The 24,549-nt window shown below is 71.4% G+C and carries 24 protein-coding genes; 7 read left to right on the forward strand and 17 right to left on the reverse strand.

The window, feature by feature from the left end:
- Positions 1–45: 45 nt before the first annotated feature.
- The 3 genes from NIE111_RS07730 to NIE111_RS07740 are packed head-to-tail and all read right to left on the reverse strand — an operon-like array spanning position 46 to position 3,520.
- Positions 46–1,545: an MFS transporter gene (locus NIE111_RS07730; RefSeq protein WP_238683705.1), complete on the reverse strand. Its 1,500-nt coding sequence runs from the start codon at positions 1,543–1,545 to the stop codon at positions 46–48.
- Complete coding sequence (locus NIE111_RS07735) at positions 1,542–2,813, reverse strand: MFS transporter (protein ID WP_238683706.1); 1,272 nt, start codon at positions 2,811–2,813, stop codon at positions 1,542–1,544. The genes NIE111_RS07730 and NIE111_RS07735 overlap by 4 nt, the downstream gene beginning before the upstream one ends.
- A complete protein-coding gene (locus tag NIE111_RS07740; protein WP_238683707.1) occupies positions 2,810–3,520 on the reverse strand; it encodes a siderophore-interacting protein in 711 nt (236 codons plus the stop codon). The genes NIE111_RS07735 and NIE111_RS07740 overlap by 4 nt, the downstream gene beginning before the upstream one ends.
- A gap of 81 nt (positions 3,521–3,601) precedes the next feature.
- On the opposite strand from NIE111_RS07740, the gene NIE111_RS07745 reads away from it, so the two are divergent.
- The gene (locus tag NIE111_RS07745) at positions 3,602–4,162 is read left to right on the forward strand and encodes a GNAT family N-acetyltransferase (RefSeq protein WP_238683708.1); all 561 of its coding nucleotides are present in this window, start codon (positions 3,602–3,604) and stop codon (positions 4,160–4,162) included.
- 33 nt (positions 4,163–4,195) lie between these two features.
- On the opposite strand, the gene NIE111_RS07750 is transcribed toward NIE111_RS07745, so the two are convergent.
- The 3 genes from NIE111_RS07750 to NIE111_RS07760 are packed head-to-tail and all read right to left on the reverse strand — an operon-like array spanning position 4,196 to position 7,476.
- Positions 4,196–4,894: a hypothetical protein gene (locus NIE111_RS07750; RefSeq protein ID WP_238683709.1), complete on the reverse strand. Its 699-nt coding sequence runs from the start codon at positions 4,892–4,894 to the stop codon at positions 4,196–4,198.
- 24 nt (positions 4,895–4,918) lie between these two features.
- Positions 4,919–5,581 carry a DUF305 domain-containing protein gene (locus NIE111_RS07755; protein WP_238683710.1) on the reverse strand — a complete coding sequence of 221 codons (663 nt, stop codon included), beginning with the start codon at positions 5,579–5,581 and terminating at the stop codon, positions 4,919–4,921.
- 14 nt (positions 5,582–5,595) lie between these two features.
- Entirely contained in the window at positions 5,596–7,476 is a 1,881-nt protein-coding gene (locus NIE111_RS07760; RefSeq protein ID WP_238683711.1) for a sigma-70 family RNA polymerase sigma factor, read from the reverse strand.
- Positions 7,477–7,797: 321 nt separating this feature from the next.
- Here NIE111_RS07760 and NIE111_RS07765 point away from each other — a divergent pair, with 321 nt between their 5' ends.
- Positions 7,798–7,983: a hypothetical protein gene (locus tag NIE111_RS07765; RefSeq protein WP_238683712.1), complete on the forward strand. Its 186-nt coding sequence runs from the start codon at positions 7,798–7,800 to the stop codon at positions 7,981–7,983.
- Between the two features lie 229 nt (positions 7,984–8,212).
- Positions 8,213–9,013, forward strand: coding sequence for an RNA polymerase sigma factor SigF (locus NIE111_RS07770; RefSeq protein WP_238683713.1), 801 nt, complete (start codon positions 8,213–8,215; stop codon positions 9,011–9,013).
- A 6-nt stretch (positions 9,014–9,019) separates the two neighbouring features.
- Here NIE111_RS07770 and NIE111_RS07775 read toward each other — a convergent pair whose 3' ends face one another.
- The 9 genes from NIE111_RS07775 to NIE111_RS07815 form a co-directional block, all read right to left on the reverse strand.
- Complete coding sequence (locus tag NIE111_RS07775) at positions 9,020–10,087, reverse strand: DUF2855 family protein (protein ID WP_238683714.1); 1,068 nt, start codon at positions 10,085–10,087, stop codon at positions 9,020–9,022.
- A gap of 69 nt (positions 10,088–10,156) precedes the next feature.
- Positions 10,157–11,371 carry a PP2C family protein-serine/threonine phosphatase gene (locus NIE111_RS07780; protein ID WP_238683715.1) on the reverse strand — a complete coding sequence of 405 codons (1,215 nt, stop codon included), beginning with the start codon at positions 11,369–11,371 and terminating at the stop codon, positions 10,157–10,159.
- 29 nt (positions 11,372–11,400) lie between these two features.
- Positions 11,401–12,891, reverse strand: a complete 1,491-nt coding sequence (locus NIE111_RS07785; protein ID WP_238683716.1) for a glycoside hydrolase family 130 protein — start codon at positions 12,889–12,891, stop codon at positions 11,401–11,403.
- Entirely contained in the window at positions 12,888–13,940 is a 1,053-nt protein-coding gene (locus NIE111_RS07790) for a glycosyltransferase (RefSeq protein ID WP_238683717.1), read from the reverse strand. Before NIE111_RS07790 ends, NIE111_RS07785 begins: the two co-directional genes overlap by 4 nt.
- Positions 13,937–15,073 (reverse strand): glycosyltransferase, encoded by a 1,137-nt coding sequence (locus NIE111_RS07795; RefSeq protein ID WP_238683718.1) that lies wholly within the window; start codon positions 15,071–15,073, stop codon positions 13,937–13,939. Before NIE111_RS07795 ends, NIE111_RS07790 begins: the two co-directional genes overlap by 4 nt.
- Before the next feature lie 115 nt (positions 15,074–15,188).
- Positions 15,189–16,193 carry a glycosyltransferase family 4 protein gene (locus NIE111_RS07800; RefSeq protein WP_238683719.1) on the reverse strand — a complete coding sequence of 335 codons (1,005 nt, stop codon included), beginning with the start codon at positions 16,191–16,193 and terminating at the stop codon, positions 15,189–15,191.
- The gene (locus NIE111_RS07805; RefSeq protein ID WP_238683720.1) at positions 16,190–16,363 is read right to left on the reverse strand and encodes a hypothetical protein; all 174 of its coding nucleotides are present in this window, start codon (positions 16,361–16,363) and stop codon (positions 16,190–16,192) included. Before NIE111_RS07805 ends, NIE111_RS07800 begins: the two co-directional genes overlap by 4 nt.
- A gap of 289 nt (positions 16,364–16,652) precedes the next feature.
- A complete protein-coding gene (locus NIE111_RS07810; protein WP_238683721.1) occupies positions 16,653–17,684 on the reverse strand; it encodes a medium chain dehydrogenase/reductase family protein in 1,032 nt (343 codons plus the stop codon).
- A gap of 88 nt (positions 17,685–17,772) precedes the next feature.
- Complete coding sequence (locus NIE111_RS07815) at positions 17,773–18,315, reverse strand: TetR/AcrR family transcriptional regulator (RefSeq protein WP_238683722.1); 543 nt, start codon at positions 18,313–18,315, stop codon at positions 17,773–17,775.
- Positions 18,316–18,584: 269 nt separating this feature from the next.
- On the opposite strand from NIE111_RS07815, the gene NIE111_RS07820 reads away from it, so the two are divergent.
- Positions 18,585–19,076 carry a winged helix-turn-helix transcriptional regulator gene (locus NIE111_RS07820; RefSeq protein WP_238683723.1) on the forward strand — a complete coding sequence of 164 codons (492 nt, stop codon included), beginning with the start codon at positions 18,585–18,587 and terminating at the stop codon, positions 19,074–19,076.
- 5 nt (positions 19,077–19,081) lie between these two features.
- Here NIE111_RS07820 and NIE111_RS07825 read toward each other — a convergent pair whose 3' ends face one another.
- Positions 19,082–19,963 carry a helix-turn-helix domain-containing protein gene (locus tag NIE111_RS07825; protein ID WP_238683724.1) on the reverse strand — a complete coding sequence of 294 codons (882 nt, stop codon included), beginning with the start codon at positions 19,961–19,963 and terminating at the stop codon, positions 19,082–19,084.
- Between the two features lie 132 nt (positions 19,964–20,095).
- Between NIE111_RS07825 and NIE111_RS07830 the strand changes: the two genes are divergently transcribed.
- Complete coding sequence (locus NIE111_RS07830; RefSeq protein ID WP_238683725.1) at positions 20,096–20,962, forward strand: oxidoreductase; 867 nt, start codon at positions 20,096–20,098, stop codon at positions 20,960–20,962.
- Here NIE111_RS07830 and NIE111_RS07835 read toward each other — a convergent pair.
- Positions 20,959–22,428, reverse strand: coding sequence for an MFS transporter (locus tag NIE111_RS07835; protein WP_238683726.1), 1,470 nt, complete (start codon positions 22,426–22,428; stop codon positions 20,959–20,961). The genes NIE111_RS07830 and NIE111_RS07835 overlap by 4 nt on opposite strands.
- 211 nt (positions 22,429–22,639) lie before the next feature.
- Here NIE111_RS07835 and NIE111_RS07840 point away from each other — a divergent pair, with 211 nt between their 5' ends.
- On the forward strand, positions 22,640–23,119 hold the full coding sequence (locus tag NIE111_RS07840) for a winged helix-turn-helix transcriptional regulator (protein ID WP_238683727.1): 480 nt from the start codon (positions 22,640–22,642) through the stop codon (positions 23,117–23,119).
- 151 nt (positions 23,120–23,270) lie between these two features.
- Complete coding sequence (locus NIE111_RS07845; RefSeq protein ID WP_238683728.1) at positions 23,271–24,521, forward strand: HNH endonuclease signature motif containing protein; 1,251 nt, start codon at positions 23,271–23,273, stop codon at positions 24,519–24,521.
- Positions 24,522–24,549 lie beyond the last annotated feature (28 nt).

The following is a 24,549-nucleotide window of genomic DNA, read 5'->3' on the forward strand; positions in this document are numbered from 1 at the left end:
CTCCGTCGACTACCACGATGTGACTATTAGGGTAGCCTACCCTTATTAGACGGTTTTGGTGCGATCTGCCCGGTGTAGCAAGCCCGCGGCGACCAGGCCACCGATCAACACCGCAGCCGCGCCCACCAACTGCCCCGTCTCCAGCGCCGAGGCGAAGGCGACAGTCACGGCCTCCCGTTCGGCCCCGTCACCTGCGGCGGCGAGAGCCACCGGGAACGACCCGGCACCGGCCAGGGCCGCCGGCAGCAGCGCCGCGAACCGGGCGTTCAGCACGGCACCCAGCACCGCGATGCCGAGGCTGCTGCCGACCTCGGTCATGGTGCCGTCGACACCCGCGCCCGCGCCGGCCTTCGCCGCCGGGATCGCGCTCATCACCGCCTCGACGATGGCCGGATTGGCGAGCGCGCACCCAACACCCATGACGAGCAGCCCGACCAGCAGCACCGCGTACCCGTCGGACGGGAAGAGGGTGACCAGCGCGAGACCGGCCGCGAGCAGCGTCATGCCAACGGCGATGGCGACCGCCAGGCCGAGCCGGCGGATCACACTCGCGACGACGCCGCTGACGTTGAGCAGCACGATGGACAGCGCGAAGGGCGCCATCCGCAGACCGGCCTCCCAGGCGGGATAACCCCTGACGAACTGGAGGTGCTGGGTGAGCAGGAACAGCGCGCCGGTGGCGCCGAACGTGATCAGCACGACGCCGGAGATCGCACCGACGAAGCGCCGGTCCCGGAAGAAGCGCATGTCCAGCATCGGGTGCGCGATCCGTCGCTCCCACCGCACGAAGACACCGAGCAGGAGTACGCCGACGACCCCCGCGCCGATCACAGCGGTCGACGCCCACCCGCGCTCCGGCCCGGAGATGATCGCCCAGACGACAGCGGTCAGGCCGGCGGTGGAGAGCACCGCGCCGAGCACGTCGAGTCGGCCGCCGGCCGGCCCGCGGGACTCGGGGACCAGCGCGCGGCCGACGAGCAGGCAGACCAGCACGATCGGCACGTTCATCAGGAAGATCGCGCCCCACGGCAGATGCGCGAGGATCGTGCCGCCGATCGGCGGCCCGATGGCGAAGCCCAACGCGCTGGTGGCGGCCCAGATGCCGATCGCCCGGGAGCGCTCGGCCGCGTCGAAGACCTGCATCGCCACCGCGAGCGTCGCGGTGACCAGCAACGCGCCACCGACTCCCATCCCGGCCCGCGCGGCGATCAACTGCCCACTGGTGCTGGCCAGACCGGCGGCCAGCGAGCCGACCCCGAAGAGGACCAGGCCGGCGAGCAGCATCCGACGACGGCCGTACCGGTCGGCGGCGCTACCCGCGGTGAGCAACAACCCGGACAACACCAACGCGTACGCGTTGATCATCCATTGCACCTCGGCGGTGCTGGCACCCAACTCGGTGGTGAGCACCGGCACCGCCACGGTCAGCACTGTGTTGTCCAACACCACTACCAGTTGCGCGACGCACAGCACGGCCAGGATGAGCCATCGCTGTGGCAGTCGTGCCGATGTCGTGGTGTCGGTGGTCGGCTGAACGGTGGTCACGCCACCGCCTTGACGCCGTCCACTGCGGGCTGCTCGGTGGGCTGCTCGGCCGTCGGGCCGACGGCGGGGCCGGGCCGGTGCGGGAATCGCCGCTGGTGAGAGAGCCCGAGGGCGACCCCGGCGGCCACCAGCACGATGGCCGCGACAGCTACCGCCGGATAGCCGACCCGGTCGGCCGCCGCGAGACCGATGGACGCGGCCACGAACGAGCAGACCAGGCCGAACGACGACAGCACAGTGAAGTCGGTGCCGCCGGTGTCGGGCCGGGAGTAGTCCATGTTGACCGTGTAGAGCACGACGTTGGCGATGGTGTAGGCCACCATGAAGCAGCAGAGGGCGGCGACCGTCCCGCCCAGCGGAGCGTTGCCGTTCATCAGCGGCAGCAGCAGCAACGTCGACACGGTGAGCGCCACGCCGCCGACCACCAGCACTCCACTGCGCCCGAACCGCCCGATCCCGAGCCCCGCGACAAGGCCCGCCACGATGGCCGGGGCGCTGATCACCACGCCGGTGACGACGCCGATCCGACCCAACGACCACCCGGCGTCGACCAGGGCCGGGGTGACCAGGGCGTACGCCATGCCCGCACCGACGTAGACCAGCGGCACCACGCCGAAGGTCCACCACCGGCAGCCCGGCTGGCCGAACACCGACAGCAACGCCCGGTAGGCAGCGCCGACCCGTTCCACCCGATCGGTGCGGGGAGGCTCCCGGAACCGCCACACCACCACCAGGCCGACCGCCGTCATCGCGGCCAGCAGGCCGATCGCCGGCACCCAGCCGAACTGGTCGTAGACCAGGACGCAGGCGCCACCGCCGAGCAGGTTGCCGAGGTAGCTCGCGGCGACCTGGATGCCGTTGCCGGTGCCCCGGGCCGAGTCGGCCAGCATCCGGACTGCGACGGCGTCCACCGCGATGTCCTGGGTGGCCGAGAAGAACACGTACGCGGCGCAGATCGCGATGATCGGGCCGAGCGCGTCGGCCGGGCTGGCGAATGGCAGCAGCGCCAGCAGGGCGAGCACCAGGGCGGTCTGGAGCACGAGCAGCCAGGAGCGGTAGTGGCCGCGGTGCCGTGAGCCGTACCGGTCGAGGATCGGCGCCCAGAGGAACTTGATGGGCCAGATCAGGCCGACGATCTGCAACAGCGCCAGCGTGTCCAGCGAGGTGCCGCCGTCGCGCAGGATGGCGGTGAGCCCGACGGTGATGAAGCCGACGCCGAGGTACTGGGTGACGTACAGCGCGGTCAGGGTGCCGAGGCGGCCCTTCATGCCGCTTTCCAGTAGCCGAGGGAGGTCAACCGGTCCTTGTCGACGCCCAACGTCTTGCGCAGGTGTCGGGTGATGCCCCGGGTGGTGGCCGCCTCGCAGGCCACCCAGTAGTGGCCAGCGCCGCTGGTCGGCACTGCCGAGCAGACCGTGTCGACGAGATGCTGACCCGCTTCGCGCCGCGGCACCCAGGTGACGTCGTGGTGCGCCCGGGCCCGCAGCGCGAGTGCCTTCTCGCCCTCGTGGGCGTACTCCAGCCACACCGTCGCCGGAATGTTGGCGCCGGCGTCGAGCAGGCTGTTCACCGCGGGCAGCGAGGCCGCGTCGCCGACCAGGTAGAGGTGCTCGGGTGCCGGGTCGGGCAGCTCGAAGGCGCTGCCCTGCATCGTCGCGCTGATGGTGTCGCCAACCGTGGCCGTGGTGGCCCAGCGGGCCGCACAACCGTCGTGGATGGCGAATTCGAGTGTGAATCGGCCGGTGGCCGGATCGGGGTCCACCAGCGTGTACGCGCGCTGGTGGACCCGGCCGTCGTTGTCGAACCACAGCCGGATCCACATCGTGGGGTGCACCCCGCACGTCTCCAGCAGGCCGCCCCCGTCCATGAGGAGCCGCTGGTAGTGCCCGTCGATTGACTCGGTGCTCAGGACGGTCAGCTGAAAGTCCCGCCCTCCCATGGCCTTGAGGACCAGGGCCTCCCAGTTCCGTTTCACGCACCCCTCCAGGTAAGGTCATCCTTGGTTAGGGGAGGTTAACCTAAGTTGCGCCCCGGATGGAACAGAGGACAGCGCCCGATGACGTACCAGGAGAAGATCGCCGGTCTCGGCGAGCTGTCGTTGGTGACCGTGGACCCGGACCGGGACGCCGCACTCCTGCACGGTTGGGTGACCCTGCCCCGCAACTCCTTCTGGGGCATGGGTTCGCACAGCCTCGAAGAGGTCCGCGAGATCTATGCCTTTGTGGACAGTCTGCCCACGCACCACGCGTACCTGATCAGTGTCGACGGGGAGCCGGTCGGCCTCTTCCAGAGCTATCAGCCCGAGGCGGACCCGGTCGGCGAGCGCTACCCCGTCCAGCCCGGTGACGTGGGGATGCACCTGCTGCTCAGCCCCGACCGACGCCTCGCCCGCAGCCTCACCAACGCGGCCGGCCCGGCCGTCGCCCGCTTCCTGTTCCGCGACCCGGCCGCGCAGCGGATCGTTGTGGAGCCGGACGTCCGCAACCACCTCGCCCTGCGCCGGCTGGAGATCGAGGGCTTCACCTTCGACGCCCAGATCGACATGCCGGACAAGCGGGCCCAGCTCGCGTTCCTGACCCGCGCCCGGTTCGCCGAGAGGCACCCGACGCCGGCCTGACCAGCGCCGTCAGCCGACGGCCGCTGGCGACCGTCAGCCGTTGGCGTTCCAGAACCCGACGAGGGTCGCTGTCCACCAGGCGAGCTGCGAGATCGTGGCAGCGGCGACACCCGGCAGCAGGGCGGACCAGGGTGGGCGGCCCCGCACGGCCACGAGTCGATCCCGGACCCGGCCGAGGAACAGCCCGTTGATGCCGACCACCAGCACCGCGAGCAACTTGACCCAGACCAACGCGGACGACGTGTCCGGTCCGAGGGCGGTCCCACTGGCGAGCAGACCCACCAGACCCAGCCAGATGAGCAGGTGCGCGCCGCGGGCGGCGGTCAGCACGGTGCCGAGCGGTTCCTGGCGCAGCAGCCAACGCAGGCTGAACCAGTCCACAGTCAGCACCGCGCCGAAGCCCACCACGAGGCAGGTCAGGTGGCAGAAGAGGGCGACCATCCGCGCACCCGGAGAGAGGGTGACGTGCGGCGCGACCAGGATCGCGATCAGCCAGCCGAGACTGACCGTCAGCACCGAGGCGACGATGGTGGCCCGGCCGGCGGCGCGACGGTGGCCGCCGCGCCAGCCGGCCGCCGGCACCGGGGCGACCGTGTCGGGCGGTGACGCGTTGTGGGTCCGGTGCGTCGCGCGGCGCACCGGGCGGACGGTGTCCGACGTGACGGCACGGTGGGCGGGACGGGACGCCCGGGTCGGGGGTTTGACGTCGGCGCGAAGGTCAGACGTCCGCATCGACCGGTCCTCTGGGCCGCATGTTCAGCCGCCCGGCGCGGCGGGAGGCGCGCCGGGCCGGTTGTCCAGCGTGTTCAGCTCGGCGGCCCGCGCCTGCTGGATCCGGCCTGCGAGCGCCCTCAGCTCCGGGCTTCCCCCGGCGGTCTGCTCGCCCCGGCACAGCACCACAGTCTGCGCGAGGTGCGCCCGGATCAGGCCAGCCGCCCGGGACGACACCTCCGCGTCGGACGCGGCACGTAGCTCGGCGAGGCTGGCCTGGGTGACCATCCCTGGCATCTGATGGCCCTCGTGGATGTTCAGCTCCGGTACGTTTCCCGCGGCCAACAGCCCACGCAGGTCCCGCAACTCCGCCTGATGGGCCTTTCGGACCTCGCCGAGGAGAGCCCGTAGCGACGGATCCGTCGGGCGGGTGTCGAGCTGATCGATCAGCGCGAGCGCTCCCTCGTTCATCGGGATCAGCAGTTGAATGAAGGCATCATCGGTGCCGTTGAGCACCACCGGGGCGGTCGGCGCCGCAGCGGCCGTCGACCTTGCCACCGACGACGCTGCTGGTGCCTGGTCGGTGCGGCCCCAGCCCTGGGTGAGCCCGACGGCCACCGCCGTGGCGACCAGTGTCGCGACGACGCCGACCAGCCGCCCGGCCCGCACGCGAAGCCCTCGGCGCTGCACCGTGATCTGCTCGTCCATCCGTTCGCCAGTGCTCAACGGGCCGCTTGGAACGCGCGGCCGACCACTGTCGCCTCGGTCCCGTCGCTGAACAACCCGGACCGATCCTTGTCCGTGGCGGGTAGCCCGAACCAGGCGTAGCGCTGCAGGTAGGAGAGTTGGCCGAGCATGGCGGTGGCCGCCGTGAGGAAGGCCGCCTGCTGCTGCTGACTGGGGAACTGCGAACCGCCACCGGCGAAGCGGATCAGCGCGAACTCGGTCAGCCAGATCGGCTTCCGGTACCGCTGGTAGACGGCCTGGAGGTACTGCCGAAGTTGGGCCACCGCGGCGGCGGTCGTGAAGTCGGCACCGAACCAGTGCAGCGTGATGAAGTCCACCCGGTGGCCGCGGGCCTGGGCCCCGGTCATGAACCTGTCCAGCCAACCCTGCGGGTCCGGCCCACCCCAGGCGACCGCCGGGCTGCCCAGCTTGCTGCCCGTCGCCATCAGCTGCGGCCACAGGTCCAACGCCTGCTCGACTGTCATGTTCGCCTGCTCGGGCATGTCCGGCTCGTTGAAGGTGAGCAGGTACGGCCCGGCGGCCTTGGCCCGAGCCAGCTCCGCAGCGGTGACGTTCTCCGCGCTGCGGATCATCGGCACGAACGTCGCACCGCGCGGCGTGCTGATCCCCGGGTGCTGGGTGCCCCAGGTGTAGTACCAACTGGCCTTGGAGTTCGCCAACGCCTGAGTCGCCCCGGCGAAGTTCCACACCCCGACGCCCTTGCGGGCGGAGCTGACCGCCGGCGCGACCGGCGCCTTCGACGAGGGGCGTGCGCTCGGCGAGGGCGCGACGCTCGGGGCGGCGACGGTGGGCGCGGCAGACGGCGGCGCCGCCCACGATGGCGCGGACGGATCGTCCGGCTGGATCACCACCGCCATGGTGATGGCCAGGACGGCGGCGGCCACACCGGCGGCGAGGGACGGCACGAGGCCACGGGGCCGGCTCACCGCGAGGTCGACGACACTCGGGCCGCCGCTCGCGTCGGTGGGCACCGCGCTCTGTGGGGTCGGCCCGCCGGCGGATCCGGCCGTCGGGCCGGACGGCGCGACGGCCTGCGCGGCGGCTCCCGGGGCGGCGGCGTTCGGCAGGTGGGCGCCGAGACCCGCCGGCAGCGGCAGCAACGGCATACCGGCGAGCAGCCGGTCGATCGGCAGGAGGGTGGTGCCCAACCGTCCACAGAACGCGCAGTCGCGGACGTGTCGAGCCAGTCGTTTGCGCCACAGCGAGCTGGGCGTGCCGTCCCACTCGGCGGTCACGGCGCCCAGGTCCGGGCAGCCGGGGCGGGCGCGGAGCGCGCGTACGACGCCACGGGCGCTCTGGATCTGCTCCTTCATCCGGTGGATCCGCACCGCGACGTGCCCGGGTGACAACCCGAGCGCGTCGGCGACCTCGTTGCGGGTGATCTCGCCGGTCTCCTCCAGCCACCACAGCGAGAGCAGTTCCTGATCGTCCGGGTCGAGCCAGCGGGTCGCCTCGGCGACCTCGCGTCGTTGGTCGGTGAGGCCGAGCCGGAGGATTGTCATCCCCGCGAAGTCGGAGGCGGGGTCGGGCACGTTGTGGATCGCGTCCAGCCCGGCGTCGCGGTTGAGCGCGACACGTCGGCGCGTCTCCCAGTCACGCACCTGACGGATGGTGATCGCCACCAGCCAGGACCGGTATGCCGCCGGGTCGTTGAGCGCGGGCAGGTACCGGATCACCCGTACCAACGTCTCCTGGACCACGTCGTCGACGTCGGCGTGCCCGCGCAGCGCACGCCCGACGATGTTGTAGACCAGCGGGAGCGAGGCCGCCACGACGTCGTCGAGAGCGCGCTGGTCGCCCTGCCGGGCCGCGACGACCAACCCGACATCGGGCAGTGCTCGACCGGCTGACGACATGGGTCTCACTCCTTGGGTGCTCATCCGCGCGGCGCCCACGCTGGGTGTGCTGACCGCCCTCAAGATCGGAGACTCGCGGCAGCGGGTGGGATTACAGAATTCCCGGGCGCCCGGTTCGCCACAAGCGAGACGGGTCCGTCGGCGGCGCATATGTGGTGCCGGCGCCGGGTATGGTGCGGGGTGTCGGTGTCGCCGGGCGTTCGCCCGTGCACAGGACACCAGCATTCGGGCGCCAGCGTGTGCGCCGAAGCGTCACCAGGTCGCACGGCCGACGTTGCCGAGGCCTCAGACGCACCCCTCTCGTAGAGACAGGATCCCTGCATGACATCGAACGACAACGGTCGACCCGCCCTGTTCCTCGCGACGTCACACGGTGACGTGCTGGACGGACCGGCGGTGACCTTCGACAGCAGCGAGGAGGCCATGCGGCGACTGCGCCACCCGTTCGCCGTGAAGCCGGCCCAGCCGGCCGCGACCGCTGCCGACGCCTCGGATCAGCGCGGCTGATCCCCGCCCGCTCGCCCCTTAAACGCCTAGCCTCATACTTTCGGCTAGAAAATAGTCGGTCTTTCGGGTAGTGTCCGGGTCATCAAGTGAACGACATGACGCGGTGGCGAGGCCCGTGCTCGTGGCCTTGCGACAGCGCACCTTCGCCCGTACGTGCGCCCCGGCGGTAGCCGGTTCGGAGATTCTTCCGGTCGACTCGATCGACGGGCCTGCGGGAAGGACCACCCACATGGCCACCATTGTCGCCAACGCCACCACCGCCGATCAGCGGAGCAGCGAGCAGGACCCGGACGACCTCCTCGCCGTCCTGGCGGCGACCCCGGCGGACTCTCCCCGCCGCCCGGCAGTGCGGGACCGCGCCATCGAGGCGTGGCTGCCGCTCGCCCGGCACCTGGCGCGCCGCTACGGCGGGCGCGGCGCACCCGACGACGACCTGGTCCAGACCGCCTGCGTCGGGCTCATCAAGGCCGTTGACAACTTCGACCCCGACCGGGGTGTCGACTTCAGCGGGTACGCCATTCCCACCATCATCGGCGAGATCAAGCGATACTTTCGGGACCGCACCTGGGCGGTGCGCGTGCCCCGCCGCCTCCAGGAGCTGCGCCTGTCGATCAGCGCGGCGAACAGCGCCCTGACCCAGACCCTCGGCCGCTCGCCGACCGTCGCCGACATCGCCTCCTACCTCGACGTGACCGAGGAGACCGTCCTGGAAGGGCTGGAGGGCGCGCGCGCCTACCGGGCCACCTCGCTGTCCACCCCGACCGGGGCTGACGGCAGCCGGGAACTCGGGGACACCCTCGGCGACGACGACAGCGCGTTCGACCTCGTCGAGATCCGCGTCGCCCTCGGCCCGGCCCTCGCCACGCTGCCGGAACGCGAGCGCCAGATCCTGAGCCTGCGCTTCCACGGCAACCTGACCCAGGCTCAGATCGCCGACCGGATCGGCGTCTCACAGATGCACGTGTCCCGGCTGATCACCCGCTCGCTGGCCGCACTGCGTCACCAGCTCAGCCCGGACATCGCCGCCTGAGCCCGATCAGAGTTGGATGACGTGGCCCACCCGTGGCGGCGTACGACCGGCGAGAACGTCGAGCCAGGCGTGTCGCAGCGCCTCCGGCCCGGCACCCACCCGAACGTCCAACCATCCGCTCACCACTGCGGCGAAGCGTTGCCAGGCCTCGGTGAACCGCTGGTCGAGGCCGTCGCGGCCCCAGTCGTGGCTGCGCTTGCGCATCTGCACCGGCGCGAAGAACACCTCCTCGGCGGCGTCGGCGTTCGGCGTCTGGTTGGTGAGCCCGACCGCGATGTCCCGGACGAGCCGATCGCCGAGGCGTCGACGCAGGGCGGCACGGGTCGAGGGTGCCCCGGACAGGTCGAGGTAGACGGTCGGGACCACGTCGAGGGCGTCGATGTCGTCGTACGACACGACCTCGTCGTAGCAGCCGAGCGACCGGGTGAACTCCAGGTTGCCCGGTGAGGTGAGACCGACCAGGCGCGGCCCGCGCCGGTGCAGCTCGAACGCGGCGGCGTACGCGGTCTTGCTCGACGCCGACGACACCAGCAGCGCCTCGGCACCGTAGAAGTCGTTGTCGACGACCTGATCGGCCAGCATGAACGAGGTGAAGAACAGCGGCCGGAAAAGGATCAGCAGATCCTCCTGGTCGCGCTGGTACGCCGGGTCGCCGGTGGTCGACCGGTACGCGTTGTACGGCGACGGCAGCTCGGCCCGGTGCGGGCTCGCCTCGCGGAACCCGGACGCGTCCACCCGGTCCGGCCGCACCACGAGGTGACCGGCGGGCGGGAGGTAGCCGTAGATCCGTTGCCCCACCTCGACGCCGGCCACCGCCGAGGCGACCACGTCGGCGAAGCCCCAGAGCGGCGGCAGGCCCCACTGCGGCCCGAGGCCCTGGGCCGCCGGCGGAAAGAACTGCCAGTACCGCATCGAGTCGCCGAGCACCGCGTAGGTCACGTTGTTGGCGGTGAGGCCGACGCGGTCCACGCGCAGCAGCGCCTCGCCGTCGGTCAGGGCGGGGGTGGAGCCATCGACGAGCGTGGTCCGCCCGAGGTCGTCACGCGCCACGGCGAAGGTCCATGAGTCAGCCATGAGGTGACGCTAGACAGCCTCACAATCGGAGACAAGTGCACTGGGAGTGCAAAATCCCACTGCGCGCGGTCACTGTCGGAGCGCGGCGAGGTCGCGGAGGTGCGCGAGCGGCAGGTGCGGTGGCCGCCACTCCACGAAGAGGGCCGTCGCGTCGTCCTCGAGTTGGTCGTCCTGATAGCCGACGACCGCGCGGACCAGGCGACGCATCGTCTCCGGGCTGGGCAACCCGTCGTTCAGGGCACGGTTGACGAAGTCGACGAGCCGGTCCAGACCGAACTGCTCACCCTCCGCGCTGCGGGCGTCGGTGATGCCGTCGGTGTAGGCGAGTATGCGGTCGCCCGGGTGCAGATTCTCCACGTGCACCCGCGGTCGGCGAGGTGACAGGTGGCCCAGGCCGAGCGGCAACACGGTCGGCCCGGGTAGCTCCCGGACGGCCTTGCCGTCACGCAGCAACATCGCACCGGGATGCCCGGCGTTGATCATGCTGAGCTGACCGGTCTGGCGGTCCAACTCGATGAGCAACCCGGTCGCGAAGAAGTTCGGGTGCTCGGAGCGCACCCATCGGTCGATGCTGATCGCCGTGTCGACCAGGTCGAGGCCACACCGACGGGCATTGCGGTACGCGCTGACCACCAGCGAGGCCAGGGTGCTCGCCTTGATGCCGTGCCCGCAGGTGTCGAAGAGCCCGACGCTGAGCACGTCGTCGTTCAACGCGTAGTCGAAGATGTCGCCGCCGACGTCGTAACACGGTTCGAGGATGGCGGTGACCACCAGGTCGTCGGTGGCGAAGGTCAGCGGCGGGAGCAGGCCCCACACGATCTCGGCCGCGACCTGCATCGGCATCCGCCGCCGCATCCGCTCGACCACGTCACCGTAGAGCCGGCGGTTGACCAGGATCTGGGCGACGTTGACCGCCACCTCCCAGGCCGGGGCGTCCATCGTCTCGTCGGCGGCGGCCGGGGAGACGATCTCCAGTACGCCCATCCGCTCACACCCGAGCAGCAGCGGCACCCACACCCGGTCCGGATTGTCGGGCGCACGCTGGATGTCGAGGGTGGTGAAGGCCCGGCCGGCGAGCGTCGTCTCGATCGGCAGCTGGTCCCGGTCGAGCCCCGCGCCGAGCAGCGGCACGAGCAGGGTCTGCGTGTAGTCGGCCAGATAGATCACGATCTCGCTGGCATCGAGAGCGGGCGCCGCGCGGGCGACCAGTTGCGACACCTCGTCCGGGCCACCCCGGGGCGCGTTGAGCTGCAACCAACGCACCACCTCGCCGACGTCGGCCATGCTCCACCTCCCCCTGTCCAGCGGTGAGGCTACCTCGCCCCAGCGCATTCTCCGCCCGCCTCGACCATCGCGCCGAGGAGCGCGGACAACGGCACGGTGGCGAATCCCACTCGCGCGTCACTCGCCCCGTACGGCACCCACAGCTCACCGTCGTGCACGAGCGCACCGCAGGAGTAGACGACGTTCGGCACGTACCCGTCCCGGTCGTTGTCGTCGGGTGCGAGAAGCGCACCAGGCAGGTGGGCGATGACCCGCTCCGGTGTGTGCAGGTCGAGCAGGAGCGCACCGATCGCGTACCGACGCATCGGCCCGACGCCGTGGGTGAGCACGAGCCAGCCGACGTCGGTCTCGATCGGTGATCCGCAGTTGCCGACCTGGATCAGTTCCCAGCTCTCGCCCGGTGCGTGCAACGGGGTCGGGGCCTGCCAGCGGCTCTCGCCGTCCAGGGCGGTCAGGCCGATGGTCTCGCCGTCGGCACGGCACAGTGCCAGGTGCCGGCCGCCGACGGTACGCGGGAACAGCGCGAGCCCCTTGTTGCGGGCACCCGGTCCGCGCATCGGGGTCATCTCGAAACGGCGCAGGTCGTCGCTGGCCAGCGCGCGGGTGGCGATGTTCCGGCCGTCGTAGGCGGTGTAGGTGGCCCGGTACACCGGCCCGGATTCATCGACGAAGCGGACGAACCGGGCGTCCTCCATGCCGTTGCTCTCCGCCGGGGTCGCCGGCCACAGCACCCGTTGGTGCAGGGCCGTGTCCGCGGGGAAGGCAGTGGCGTAGCTACCGGCGTTGGTACGACGCAGTTGTTCGACGGTCGCCAACCCGGTGCTGCGGGAGAGCAGATCGGGTGGCAGGTTGCCGAGCACCCGCTCGAAGGCGGCCCCGTCGTACCACTCGGGCAACGCGTCCAGCACGGTGGCAGCGACCTCGTTGTCGCAGCCCTCCTCGGCCAAGCCGGCAACGAGCAGGTCCCGACGGTGCCGTACGCCAGTCCGTTGCCCGACGGCCAACGGCCCGGCCCGGTCGGCGATCCTGAGCTGTTCACCTGGTCCGACGATCGCGGTGGCGAAACCGATAGAGGACACGTGGCCCTCCCCGACCTGGCGCAGGCTGATGGCGACGCGCAGTTGCCCCGGGCCGAGACCGCCCTGGTCCGGGTGGACCACCATCGACGGGTTGCACAGGGCGGCGGCCTCGACGGCGTACTCGTGGCTGAAGTAGGCGCCGACCAGCAGCCGGCTGCTCGGTGAGAGGTCCCGGGCCCGTGCGGCGCGGTGCCGGACCAGCTCGTAGTGGTGGTGGAAGGTGCCGGCCAGGTCGCGGTGCCGGGCGCCGAACCGGTCGAGGGTTTCCCGCAGCAGCCGTGCGGTCTCCTCGTCGTCGAGCTGCCCGACCCGGTCGATCAGCGCCTGCGCGCGGGTCCGTACCACGGCGGCGTCCTCACCCGGCACGAAGAGCTTGACGATGACGCGGCGCGGATCCGGGGTGAGAGTGACGTCCTGTCGGACGGCCAGACTCCCTGTCACGACCACCGCCGGGCGTGCTGCAGCGTGGAGATGAGCGCGAGGGTGGACTCGGCGCCCTGGTTGAGGTTGGGCCCGTGCGCGGTCAGCCCGTCGTAGCCACCGCCGGTCGCCGGATCCCACATCGGCGTGCCGAGGTCGTTGTCGCCGAGGAACCACCCGACCGCCTGCCGCACCCCGTCGTCCCACGCCGGGTCACCGGTGACGGTGGCCGCCGTGGCGCAGGCATCGGCGAAGGCGGCGACCTCGATCGGCTGCTGGTCGTGGTGCAGCCGTACGGCGCCGCGCCGCCAACCTCCGGCCGGTACGACCGACAGCCGCCCGTCGCGGAGCTGGACATCGCGCAGCCAGGTCAACATGCGTAGGCCATCGTCGAGAGGTGGGCCACCCTCGCGAAGCTGACTCGCGGCGATGACCACCTCGGCGAGGGCGGCACTGGCGTACGTCAGCTCCTGCCGTGGCCACGGCCACCCCGCGTCGGAGGCCGGCGGGCCGATCGTGCTGGCCGCGTCCGCCAGCAGGGACGCGGCGGCGACGTGACCCGGGTGACGGCGAAGCACCTCGGCCGCGCCCAGACCGGCGAAGGCCATCGTGTGCGGGGCCTTGGCCCGGCGGGCGGCACCCCGACTGAAGGCGACCAGCGCCTCCTCGCGTACCCATGGGGCGGGGCTGCGGGCGACGGCAGTGCCCAGGCCCCACAGAGCTCGACCCCACCAGTCGCCGAGCCCTGCCTCGTCGACCCAGCGCCGGTCGTGCCCGAGCCGGTTGCGGAACGCTCCGCCAGCGTCCTGCGCGTGGGTCAGGAACGCCAGGTAACCCTCCGCCAGCCGGAGCAGTTCCTCGCTCGGCTCCGGCTCGCGGCTCACGACCAGCAGGCCACGGGCCACGTCGTCGGTGCAGTAACCATGCTCACGCCGGACGATGGCGTGCCGTGCGTGCTCGAACAGACCGGTGTCATCGCTGAGCCGAGCCAGGTGCGCGAAGCTGGGCGCGGGTGCCGTCACCCAGCGCCCACCCGTCGACGTCCGGGAGCGTCCGGTGGTCGCCGTCACGCCGGCACGGCGCTGATGGCGGGTTTGCGGGCGTCGGCGAGCTCTTCGGCGAGAGCGCCGTAGCGGGCCGCCACCGCGGGCCAACGCAGGTGCGCGGCCAGCGGACGAACCCGTCCGGCCAGCCGGGCGGCCAGGCCCGGTTCGATCAGGACCCGCCGGATCGCCTTGGCCAGTGCCGCCGGGTTCTGGTGGGGTACGACCAGGCCGGGCCCACCGGTCAGCAGCTCGACGGCGTGCGGGAACGCCGTCGCCACGACGGGCACTCCGGCGGCCACCGCTTCGATGAGTACTCCGGAGGTGACCTGTTCGCGGGAGTCGTAGGGCAGCACGACCACGTCGGCGGAGCGGATCAACCGGCCCAGCGCCTCCTGGTCGTGGTAGACGTCCTGGTAGTCGACGGCGTGCGCGACGCCCAACTGGGCACCGAGCTGGTGCAGCCCCGCCCGGTACGCCTCACCGTGGTGCTCGATCACCTTCGGGTGGGTCCGCCCCGCCACCGTGTAGGTCGGAGTCGGTTCCAGATCCTGCAAGCGCGCGAGGGCCCGCAACGACCACTCGATGCCCTTGCCCGGCCCGAGCAGCCCCCAGGTCAACAGGTGCGGGCGGGTACGTCGGTCGACGGGCACACCGGCGAGTTCGGCCGCGCCGTGCGGGATCACGGTCACCTTGCCCGGTGGCACGGCGTACCCGACGAGCAGCCGGTCGCGGGCCGTGTCGGTCATCGTGACGACCGCCCCGGCGGTCGCCACGATCTGCTCCAACAGGGATTTCTGCCGGGCCGAGGGCTGGCTGAGCACTGTGTGCAGCACCACGATGCTCGGCACGCTGAGCCGCCGCAGCAACGGCAGGACCTCCTCGCCGTCGGTGCCGGGGTAGATGCCGTACTCGTGCTGGACGATCGCCACGTCGTACGCGTTCAGAGCGGCCGCAGCCTCCCGCCAGCCGGCCGGGTTACGCGCCGACCAGGTGTGCACCACCCCGGGTACGGGCCGCTGGTCGTCGCCGTGATCGGTGACCCGGACGATGCCGCCGCGGGTGCCGTCGGCGGTCAACTGGGCGGCGAGGGCCGCGTTGAAGGTGGCCAGTCCGCACCGGGTCGGTGGGTGGGTGCTGAGGAATCCGTAGCTGAGCATGAACGTCGGGCCTTCCGGTTGTCGGCCACCGCAGGAGTACGGGTGAGCCTCACGCGGGGACGGCGCACGCCGGTCAGCGTGTGTGACCGGCGGAACGGAGAGCGGTGCAGTTCAGTCAGTTGCCGACGAGCTTGTCGTAGACGGCGAGATAGTCGGTGACCATCCGGTCCGCGCTGAAGCGCTTCAACGCCAGCGCCCGACACTGCACCCGATCGAGCCCGGCGACCTGGGTGATCGCTTCGACGGCCTGGTCGACGGTGGAGACGAGGAGACCCGTCACCCCTTCGTCGACGACCTCGGGCATGGACCCTCGCTTGTAGGCGACGACCGGGGTGCCACAGACCATCGATTCCACCACCGACAGCCCGAACGGCTCGTCGAAGGCGATCGGGTGCAGCAGTGCGGTGCTGTCACCCAGCACCTCGGCACGCCGTCGCGGACCCACCGACCCGAGGAAGATGACCTGGTCGCCGTCGATGTGTGGGGCGACCTGCTCAGCGAAGTACCGCTCGTCCTGCACGATCCCGCAGATGGTGAGGGGCCGGCCGGCGCGGCGGGCGATCTCGATCGCGGTGTGGGTGCCCTTGTCCGGGTGGATCCGGCCGAAGGCGGCCAGCCCAGGACCGGCCTCATTGGTGAACGGCAGTCCGGCGACATCGACGCCGTGGTAGACCGTGGCCACGTAGTCCAGCTCCGGCGCCCGGTCGGCGTCGGAGATCGACACGTACGACGAGCGGGCTCGGCCATAGGCGGGCAGGATCCCCGCGCCGGAGAAACCGTGCACTGTGGTCAGCAGTGGCGCGCGGCAGTGCTCCGCGAACGCCAGCGGCAGCCAGTCCAGGTGACTGTGCACCAGGTCGAACTGCGCCGAGCGGGCCATCGCGTGGGAGACGTGCATCGCCTCCCACACCCGACCGTCCAGATCAGGGTCGTCCGCGTACCCCCGTGGGCAGACTCCGTCGAGCTGGGCGGACGTGACGGAGTCCAGTGTCGCGAAGAGCGTCACGTCGACCCCGCGGCTGACCAGCCCCTCGGCGAGCAAGCCGGTCACCTGCTCCCACGGGCCGTAGTGGTGCGGGGGCGTACGCCAGGCGACCGGTCCGAGCAGCGCAACCCTCAAGGGGAGGACGCGTCGACGAGATCAGCTGGGTTGAGGTTCAGGGTGGCGAGCAGCCCCGAGTGCTTGGCCGGGTCCACGCGCTCCGGCAGCTCGCGCTCGACCCAGTCGGCCCGCGCCTGCTGGCCCCGGTCGCGAAGTGCGGCGACGATCCGATCCCTGGCGATCCTCATCTGGTACTCCCTAGTTAAGGCGTTCGGAACAATTCGCACGGAGGGTGTACCCAAGTGCGCGCGTCGGGCAACCGACCGCCGGACACCGGCGACGCGGCGCCGGTCGGTCGGGACGCGGTCTGCGATCAGCCGACACGACCGTTACGTCGCGGCGATGGAGAAGATGAGCGGTAACGCCCCTGGCGGGCTGGTGGCGACGGCGTCTGGCGGCCACCGGGGTCCCGGGCGACATGTTCACCGTACGCCCTCGCGGCGCCCCGCCGCACCAGCGCCCTGGACGGGCCGGAGGTCAGGGCTCCAGCACCACCTTGCCGGCCCGGCTGCGGTTCTCGGCGAACACCAGTGCCGCGGAGACCTCGCTGAGCGGGTAGCGAGCGGCGATCTGCGGCACGATCACTCCCTGCCGCAGCAGGTCGAGCACGATGCCGAGGTCGGTGCGCAGGCGACGGCGGAACGCGGCGCGGCGGGTGAGCTGACCGGCCCAGAAGTTGTAGAAGCCGGCCCGGTGGCCGTTGGGCAGCGCGTTCCAGGTGTAGAGGCGGGTCAGCAGCTTCACGAAGACCCACGCGACCGACTGCCCGGTGCCCACGGCGGCGGCGTTGCCGTAGACGACCAGCTTGCCGCCGGGGGCGAGCAGGGCGTACGAGGTGCGTACGCCCGGGCCGGCGACCGGGTCGAAGACGGCGTCGACGCCACCGGGCGACAGAGCGCGGACCCGCGCGGCCATGTCCGGGTCGCGGTAGTCGAGCGGTTCGACGCCGAGCGCGCGCAGCCCGGCGTGGTGTCGTTCGGCGGCGGTGCCGATGACCCGCAGTCCGAGGTGTCGGCCGAGTTGGACGAGCACGCTCCCGACGCCGCCGTTCGCGCCGTGCACGAGGATCGTCTGCCCGGCCGTCAGGTCGGCGTCCCGCAGCATCTGCCAGGCGGTCACCCCGTTGACGACGACGGTCTCGGCCGCGGCGGGGTCCAGGCCGACGGGCACCGGGGCCAGGGCGTCGATGTCGACAATCGCGTGCGTGGCCCAGGCGCCGGTCTTGGTGACCGCCGCCACCCGGGTGCCGACCAGTGCGTCGTCGCCGCCGGGACCCACCGCCCGGACGGTGCCGACGAGGTCGTAGCCGGGCACGAACGGGAACTTCGGCTGGCCGGGGTAGAGCGCGTGGCGCATCTGCTGCTCGGCGAACGAGATGCCGGTGGCCTCGACCTGGACGAGTGCCTGCCCCGGGGCGGGGACGGGCATGGCGCGCCGGTGCAGCCGGAGGCCGTCGGGCTCCACCACGCCGGGCAGTACCACTTCGGTGATCGTCGTCTCGGTGGTCATCGGGGTTCTCCCTTGTTTGTAAGTGTGCACTCACACACTTGTCGGTCCAAAAGAGTGGGCCGCCGAGGCGGCCCAGCATCGGGGTCGGTCAGGGGTGGCGAATGCCGGCGGTCAGGGCGCGAGCCCATGGCTCCGCGACCTGCTCCAGGCCGGCGGTCACGATCAGGTGACACAACTGGCCGTACGCGAAGAACTGCTGCACCTGCGCGTCGCTGGCCCGGGCCCGACTCTGCACGAAGGTCGCGACCCGCCGGTAGCCGGCCCGCACCGCCTCGGCGACCTCCGGGATGTCAGTGACGGCCTGCGCCTGCACCTGGAAGAGCAGCAGGTCGCGATCGGCGATCAGCTCCGCGTAGGCACCGCCCATGGCGTCGAGGATCTCCTCCGGGCTGTCACCCCCGGCGCGCTCCGCACCCGCCTCGATCGCGTCGGCGATCCGGTCGAAACACGCCCCCGCTGCCGCCACGAACAAGCCGAGCTTTCCGGAGAAGAGCCGGAAGACGTACGCCTCGGAGATGCCGGCGGCGGCGGCCACGGCGGTGACCGGGGTGGCGTGGAAGCCGGCGCGCGCGAACACCGACACTGCGGTGTTCAGGACGGTGACCCGGCGGGCCGCGGCGGTGGATCGCATGTTTGTAAGTGTGCACTCACAAACGAGCGTCGTCAAGTCCGCCGCCCTGCCATCCCGTCCGTCGCTCGGCCACCAGCGCCCATGCGGTCGTCCGGGGGCGCGATGCGGTCGTCCGGGGGCGCGGCGTGTCGTCAGGGGGCGATGCGTAGTTGCCGGATCGCGGTGTCGTCGTAGTCGCTGAAGCGGTACCGGAGGCCGGCGAACGGGCTGCCGGGGAAGTCGCCGGTGATCGTCGCGGTCACCACGGTGCCGGCCGGAGTGTCCTCCGCTTGGAGGACCGCGAATGCCCGCTGTCCAGCGCGCTCGGCCACGTGGGCGAGTGGTGGACGCTGCTGATCCTGCACGACGCCTTCGACGGCTACACCCGGTTCGACCAGTTCCAGGCCAACCTGGGCGTGTCGTCCAGCATCCTGACCAGCCGGCTGAAGACCCTCACCGGGCAGGGGTTGCTCGAACGTCGCCGTTACCAGACCAGGCCCGACCGCTACGAGTACGTCCTCACCGACCTCGGCCGCAGCCTGCGGCCCGTCGTCGTCGCCCTCGCCGCCTGGGGTAACTCACGCCTCGATCCGAGCGAGCGCAGCATGATCCTCGTCGACCGGACCACCGGGGTGGAGGCCGACCCGGTGATCGTGGACCGCCGCACCGGTCGCCCGCTCGACGACGTCGACTTCGTGTTCGCCGCCGGCCCGGCCGCCAGCGAGGCCATGCGCAAACGCTACGAGCACCTCCCCAGCCAGGTAGCCCCGCAGCGGCCCTGACCGGCTCACTCAAGCGGATAGAGGCGGGCCGGGTCGCCGGGCCGGAGGCTGTCCGGCGTGTCGTCGGCGCTGCTGGCGGCGATCGAGCCGAGCAGCGCCAACGAGCGGGCGGACTCCGTACCGGGCTCGGCGTGGTAGATCACCAGTAGCTGCCCGTCGGCGCCCGCCACCGCGAGCTTGTCGCAGTACAGGTCGAGGTCGCCCACCTCAGGATGGTGCAGCCGACTGACGATGCCCTCCCGCCGACGCACCTCGTGACGCGCCCACAGTTGCCGAAAGCAATCGCTCTTGAGTGACAACTCGCCCACCAGAGCCGTCAACCGTGGGTCGTTGGTTGCCCCGCCCGAGTCGGCACGCATCTGCCCCACGACGCCCTGCATCGCCTGCCGCCAGTCGCGGAACAGCTCTCGCTCGGCCTCGTCCAGGAACACCGCCAGGAGTCGGTTGGCACCCGGGGCGAGATTCGGCGACAGCGCCCTCGCCATCGGGTTCGACGCCAGGATGTCGAGGTAGCGATTCTGCACGAAGGCCGGCATGGAGAGCTGCCGCAGCAGGTGCAGGATGCTGGCCGGGACCCGCTCGGCGGCCGGTCGGGACGCACGGCGCGACCGCGCACGGCTCAACCCGATCATGTACGCGGTCGCCTCCGGATCCAGCCGCAGCACTCCGGCGAGGGCGTCGAGGACCTGCACCGAAGGGTGCCGCTCGCGACCCTGCTCCAATCGGAGGTAGTAGTCGGCGCTGATGCCGGCCAGCATCGCCACCTCCTCACGCCGCAGTCCCGGCACCCGTCGTAGGCCCACGCCCGGGCCGAGCCCGACGTCCTCGGGCCGGGTCTGCTCCCGGCGGGCGCGCAGGAAGTCGCCGAGCGGGTTCGTTGCGTCCATGCCACCGACGGTAGATCGCCGGGCGGCCCGGTGACTGGCTGTGTCACTACCAGGAACAGCTCGCCCTGCCGCCCGGCCGGCTGCCGGCGGACAGTCGACGCGTACCTACTGCGATCACGGATAGAGGATGAGATGAGCGAGAACCTTCCCGGCGGTGCCCTCACCCCCGCTGACGGCCTCACCCTGAGCCGGATGGGCTACGGGGCGATGCAGTTGGCCGGCCCGGGTGTCTTCGGCCCGCCCCGCGACCGCGAGCAGGCGCTCGCCGTGCTCCGCGAGGCCGTCGACCTGGGCGTCCGGCACATCGACACCAGCGACTTCTACGGGCCCGTCGTCGTCAACGAGCTGATCCGCGAGGCGCTCCACCCGTACCCCCAGGGTTTGCACCTCGTCACCAAGGTCGGCGCGCGCCGCGGCGCCGACCGCTCCTGGATCCCGGCTCTGGAGCCGGACGACCTCAAGGCCCAGGTACGGGAGAACCTGGAACACCTCGGCCTGGACGTGCTCGACGTGGTCAACCTGCGGGTAGGCATGGCCGAGGGCACCGGCGACGCGCCGCTCGGTGCGCAGTTCGCCGCCCTGGCAGAGCTGCGGCAGGAAGGGCTGATCCGGCACCTGGGGCTCAGCAACGTGACGCTCGACCAGCTCGACGAGGCGCAGGCCATCGCGCCGGTGGTCACCGTGCAGAACCTCTACAACCTCGCCAACCGGCGGGACGACGCCCTGGTCGACAGGTGCGCGGAGGAGAACATCGCGTTCGCGTCGTTCTTCCCGCTCGGCGGGTTCACGCCGTTGCAGTCCGACACGCTCGACGACGTGGCCGCCCGACTGGGCGCCTCACCGCAGCAGGTCGCCCTCGCCTGGCTGCTCCAGCGCTCCCCCACCACGGTGCTGATCCCCGGCACCTCCAGCCTGGCGCACCTGCGGGAGAACATGGCGGCGGCCGACCTGAAACTGCCGACCGACGCCGTCGAGGAGTTGGACGCGTTGGCTTCCTAGTGCTGGTGCGGCCGGTTGCGGATCAGGGTGACCGCCAGCACCGCGGTGACGAGGAAGACGACGCCGTTGACCCGCAACCCGGCCTGGACACCGGAGGTCAGTGCCTCGGCGATCGCCGCCCGGACCGGGTCGGACAGTGGTCGGCCGCCGTTGGCACCGGAGGCCACCGCAGCCTGCACGGCGGTGCGGGTGGGTTCGCCGATCTGGTGCGCGGCGAGCCGGTCCGGCAGGTCGGCCACCATCGTGGTGGTGAGGAGCGTGCCGAGCACTGACGAGCCGAGCACCGAGCCGACCTGGCGGGCGGCGTTGACAGCGCCGGAGGCCATGCCGGCCTGGGCGGGCGAGACGCTGGCCAACGCCGCCGCCGTCGCCGGGGCCACCACCAGACCGCCGGCCGCCCCGAACAACGCGAACAGCGCCCAGCGGTCACCGAACGACGTGGTCGGCCCCTGGTTCGCCAGCGCGAAGCTGGCCACCGCACCGAGGACCAGGCCGAGGGTCAACGGCGCCTTGAATCCGGTACGACGAATCGCGCGCCCGGCACCGAAGGCGACCAGCACGTACGCCCCGAAGAGCACCAGCATCCGCCAGCCGGTGTCCAGCGGGCTGAGCGCCTGGGCACGTTCGTGGAAGAGGACCAGCAGGATCGCCACACCGGTGAAACCGAACAGCGACACCGCGGCGACGACCATGACGGCGCTGAACGACGCGGACCGAAACAGCCGCACGTCGAGCATTGGCGCGCTGGCCCGCAGCTCGACCAGCACGAACGCGACAAGTGCGACGACTGCGACGACCCAGCCCGTCGACACCACCGGGCTGGTGTAGCCGACCTTGCCGCCCTGGATCAGCGCGTAGACGGCTGCCGCGATGGCGACGGTGCCCAGCAGCAGGCCGGGCACGTCGAGTCGGGCGGCGCTCGGCCGGGACTCGGCCACCCCGACGATGGCGACGACGAGGGTGACCAGACCCAGCGCGATCGTCGACAGGTAGACGCTGTGCCACTGGTAGTGCCGCAGCAGGAAGCCTGCGATGAGCGGGCCGATCGCGAGGCCGATGCCGGACGCCGCCGACCACGCGGTGATGACCTCGGTCCGTCGGTGCGGGTCGGTGAAGGTCGCGCCGAGGATCGCCAGACTGTTCGGCAGGATCAGGGCCCCGCCGAGGCCGGCGACCAACTGCCCGACGATCACCCACGCGACGGTCGGAGCGCCAGCCACGACGGCCGCGCCGGCGATCATCGCGACGACCCCGGCGCCGAACATGCGCCTTCGCCCGTAGCGGCTGCCCAGGGTGGCCGCGGACAGCACGACGCTCGCCACCATCAGGGTGTAGGCGCTGGGGATCCAGACCAGAGTGGTGGGGTCGACCCGCAGGTCCCGCTGGATCGTGGTCAACGCGGAGACCGTCGCGGTGATCTGAAGGAACGTGATCATCGCGCCCAGGCACATGGCGATCAGGGTCACCGGGCGGGACCCACGCACCGACGAACGAGCGGTCGCGGCCGGTCCTGGTGGGTTCTTCCCGGTTGGAGCCGCTCCGGGTGGGGTTGGGGCCGTGGCGCTGGTGGTCACTGAAGATCCTTCAGGCTGGTGATCTGACTTGCGTATGCTGAAGTCAGCGCAACCCAGTGAAGCACCTGGCTAGCATCTACGCAAGTCAGGTAGGCTGGAGGGCATGGAGGACCTCCGAGACGATCGCGATTCCTGGACGAGCGAAAACTGCTCGGTGGCCCGGGCGATGGACATCGTGGGCAGCAGGTCGACGGTCCTGATCATGCGCGAGGCCCTGCTCGGCACGCGCCGCTTCGACGACTTCGTCCGCCGGGTGGGCGTCGGCGAGCCCGCCATGGCCGCCCGCCTCAAGGAGATGGTCGCCGCCGAACTGCTCGAACGAATCCCCTACCGGGAGCCCGGGCAGCGCACCCGCCACGAGTACCAACTCACCCGCAAGGGCCGCGAACTCCTGCCCGTCATCACCGCACTACGCAACTGGGGCGACACCTGGGCCGCCACCGACACCGGCCCGTCCGTCGTCGCGACCCACCACGACTGCGGCGAGCCGATCCGCGCCGTGCTCCGGTGCGCCGTCGGCCACGAGATCGCCGACGGCGACATCGACATCATCGCCGGCCCGGGCCTCGTCCGGCGCGACTGACGCTCCGAACCAGCCCGCGCTCCGAAGCGACACTGCCGACAGGCTCCCAAACCGCAGCAGCCCTGCCTGCCCTGCCAACTTCACGTCGTCTGCCGCCGGGCAATCGATCATGGCAACTGGGATTGTCGTACACCTGTTCTAGTGTCGGGTCATGGTCGAGGAGTTGGCGCTGGCAGACGACGCGGTCGCGGCCTGCCTCGACGCTGCCGCCTGGGCCCTGCCGGAGCACGAGCTGATCGCCGCACTCGACGCCGCGCACCGCCTTCAGCAACGCCTCGCCGCCGTCACCCTCACCCTCGTCCGCGAGATCGACGGCCGCGGCACCGCCCGCACGCAAGGCGCCTCCAACACCGCGGTGTGGCTGCGCGAACGCCTGCGACTCACCATCCCCGCCGCCCGACGCCTCATCGACCTCTCCACGGCCCTCGACACCGCCAACCCCGGCATCCGACAAGCGCTGGCTGACGGCGCCATCAGCCTGGACCAGGCCCGGGTCATCGCCGACACCGCCACCACCGTCCAGGCCACCGCCGGCACGCAGGCCGCCGACAAGGCCGCCAGCCTGCTCACCGAGTGGGCCAGCCAGTTCGACCCCACCCACCTGCGCAAACTCGGCACCCGCATCCTCGACCACGTCGCCCCCGACATCGCCGACGCCGCCACCCAAGCCGCCCTCGACGCCGAAGCACGCCGCGCCGCCCGCGACCGGCACCTCACGTTGTCCGAGCAGACCGACGGCAGACTGCGACTCACCGGCACCCTCGACACCGAAACCGCCGGCCTGCTCCGCGCGGCCATCGACCCACTGACCGCACCATCCGGCCCCGACGACACTCGCTCCCCCGGTCAACGCCGCCACGACGCCCTCGCCGATGTCTGCCGACTCGCCCTCCGAACCGGCGAACTGCCCGACAGCGGAGGCGACTCCGCCCAGATCGTCATCACCACCACCTACGACGGGCTGACCCGGCAACTCGGTGCCGGCGCACTCGACATCGGCCTAGAACTCACCCCGGACACGGTGCGCCGGCTCGCCTGTGACGCCACTATCCTGCCCGCCGTCCTCGGCGGGACGGGTCAGGTCCTCGACGTGGGTCGACAACGCCGCCTCATCACCGGGCCGCTGCGCCGCGCCCTGATGCTTCGCGACCGCGGCTGCGCCTTCCCCGGCTGCGACCGACCACCGCGCTGGTGCGCCGCCCACCACATCCACCACTGGGCCGACGGCGGCACCACCAACCTCGACAACGCCGTGCTCCTCTGCGGCCACCACCACCGACACGTCCACCAGGCTGACTGGGTCGTCCGGCTCAGCGACGACGGACACCCCGAGTTCATCCCACCCGCCTGGCTCGACCCCGAACAACTCCCCCGTCGCAACCACTACCACCGACGAACGTAAGAGCAGCCGGCCGACGCCCGAGCAGCCC

Origin of the sequence: Micromonospora hortensis (genome assembly GCF_022230935.1) — a bacterium.
GTDB classification, from domain to species: Bacteria; Actinomycetota; Actinomycetes; order Mycobacteriales; family Micromonosporaceae; genus Micromonospora; species Micromonospora hortensis.

Coding starts and splice junctions, on each gene's coding strand:
- NIE111_RS07765 (WP_238683712.1), top strand. CDS start 7,798: ATGACATCGAACGACAACGGTCGACCCGCCCTGTTCCTCGCGACGTCA.
- NIE111_RS07780 (WP_238683715.1), bottom strand. CDS start 11,371: ATGGCCGACGTCGGCGAGGTGGTGCGTTGGTTGCAGCTCAACGCGCCC.
- NIE111_RS07760 (WP_238683711.1), bottom strand. CDS start 7,476: ATGTCGTCAGCCGGTCGAGCACTGCCCGATGTCGGGTTGGTCGTCGCG.
- NIE111_RS07795 (WP_238683718.1), bottom strand. CDS start 15,073: ATGCTCAGCTACGGATTCCTCAGCACCCACCCACCGACCCGGTGCGGA.
- NIE111_RS07845 (WP_238683728.1), top strand. CDS start 23,271: ATGGTCGAGGAGTTGGCGCTGGCAGACGACGCGGTCGCGGCCTGCCTC.
- NIE111_RS07840 (WP_238683727.1), top strand. CDS start 22,640: ATGGAGGACCTCCGAGACGATCGCGATTCCTGGACGAGCGAAAACTGC.
- NIE111_RS07825 (WP_238683724.1), bottom strand. CDS start 19,963: ATGGACGCAACGAACCCGCTCGGCGACTTCCTGCGCGCCCGCCGGGAG.
- NIE111_RS07815 (WP_238683722.1), bottom strand. CDS start 18,315: ATGCGATCCACCGCCGCGGCCCGCCGGGTCACCGTCCTGAACACCGCA.
- NIE111_RS07775 (WP_238683714.1), bottom strand. CDS start 10,087: ATGGCTGACTCATGGACCTTCGCCGTGGCGCGTGACGACCTCGGGCGG.
- NIE111_RS07805 (WP_238683720.1), bottom strand. CDS start 16,363: ATGAGGATCGCCAGGGATCGGATCGTCGCCGCACTTCGCGACCGGGGC.
- NIE111_RS07750 (WP_238683709.1), bottom strand. CDS start 4,894: ATGCGGACGTCTGACCTTCGCGCCGACGTCAAACCCCCGACCCGGGCG.
- NIE111_RS07770 (WP_238683713.1), top strand. CDS start 8,213: ATGGCCACCATTGTCGCCAACGCCACCACCGCCGATCAGCGGAGCAGC.
- NIE111_RS07810 (WP_238683721.1), bottom strand. CDS start 17,684: ATGACCACCGAGACGACGATCACCGAAGTGGTACTGCCCGGCGTGGTG.
- NIE111_RS07735 (WP_238683706.1), bottom strand. CDS start 2,813: ATGAAGGGCCGCCTCGGCACCCTGACCGCGCTGTACGTCACCCAGTAC.
- NIE111_RS07745 (WP_238683708.1), top strand. CDS start 3,602: ATGACGTACCAGGAGAAGATCGCCGGTCTCGGCGAGCTGTCGTTGGTG.
- NIE111_RS07755 (WP_238683710.1), bottom strand. CDS start 5,581: ATGGACGAGCAGATCACGGTGCAGCGCCGAGGGCTTCGCGTGCGGGCC.
- NIE111_RS07830 (WP_238683725.1), top strand. CDS start 20,096: ATGAGCGAGAACCTTCCCGGCGGTGCCCTCACCCCCGCTGACGGCCTC.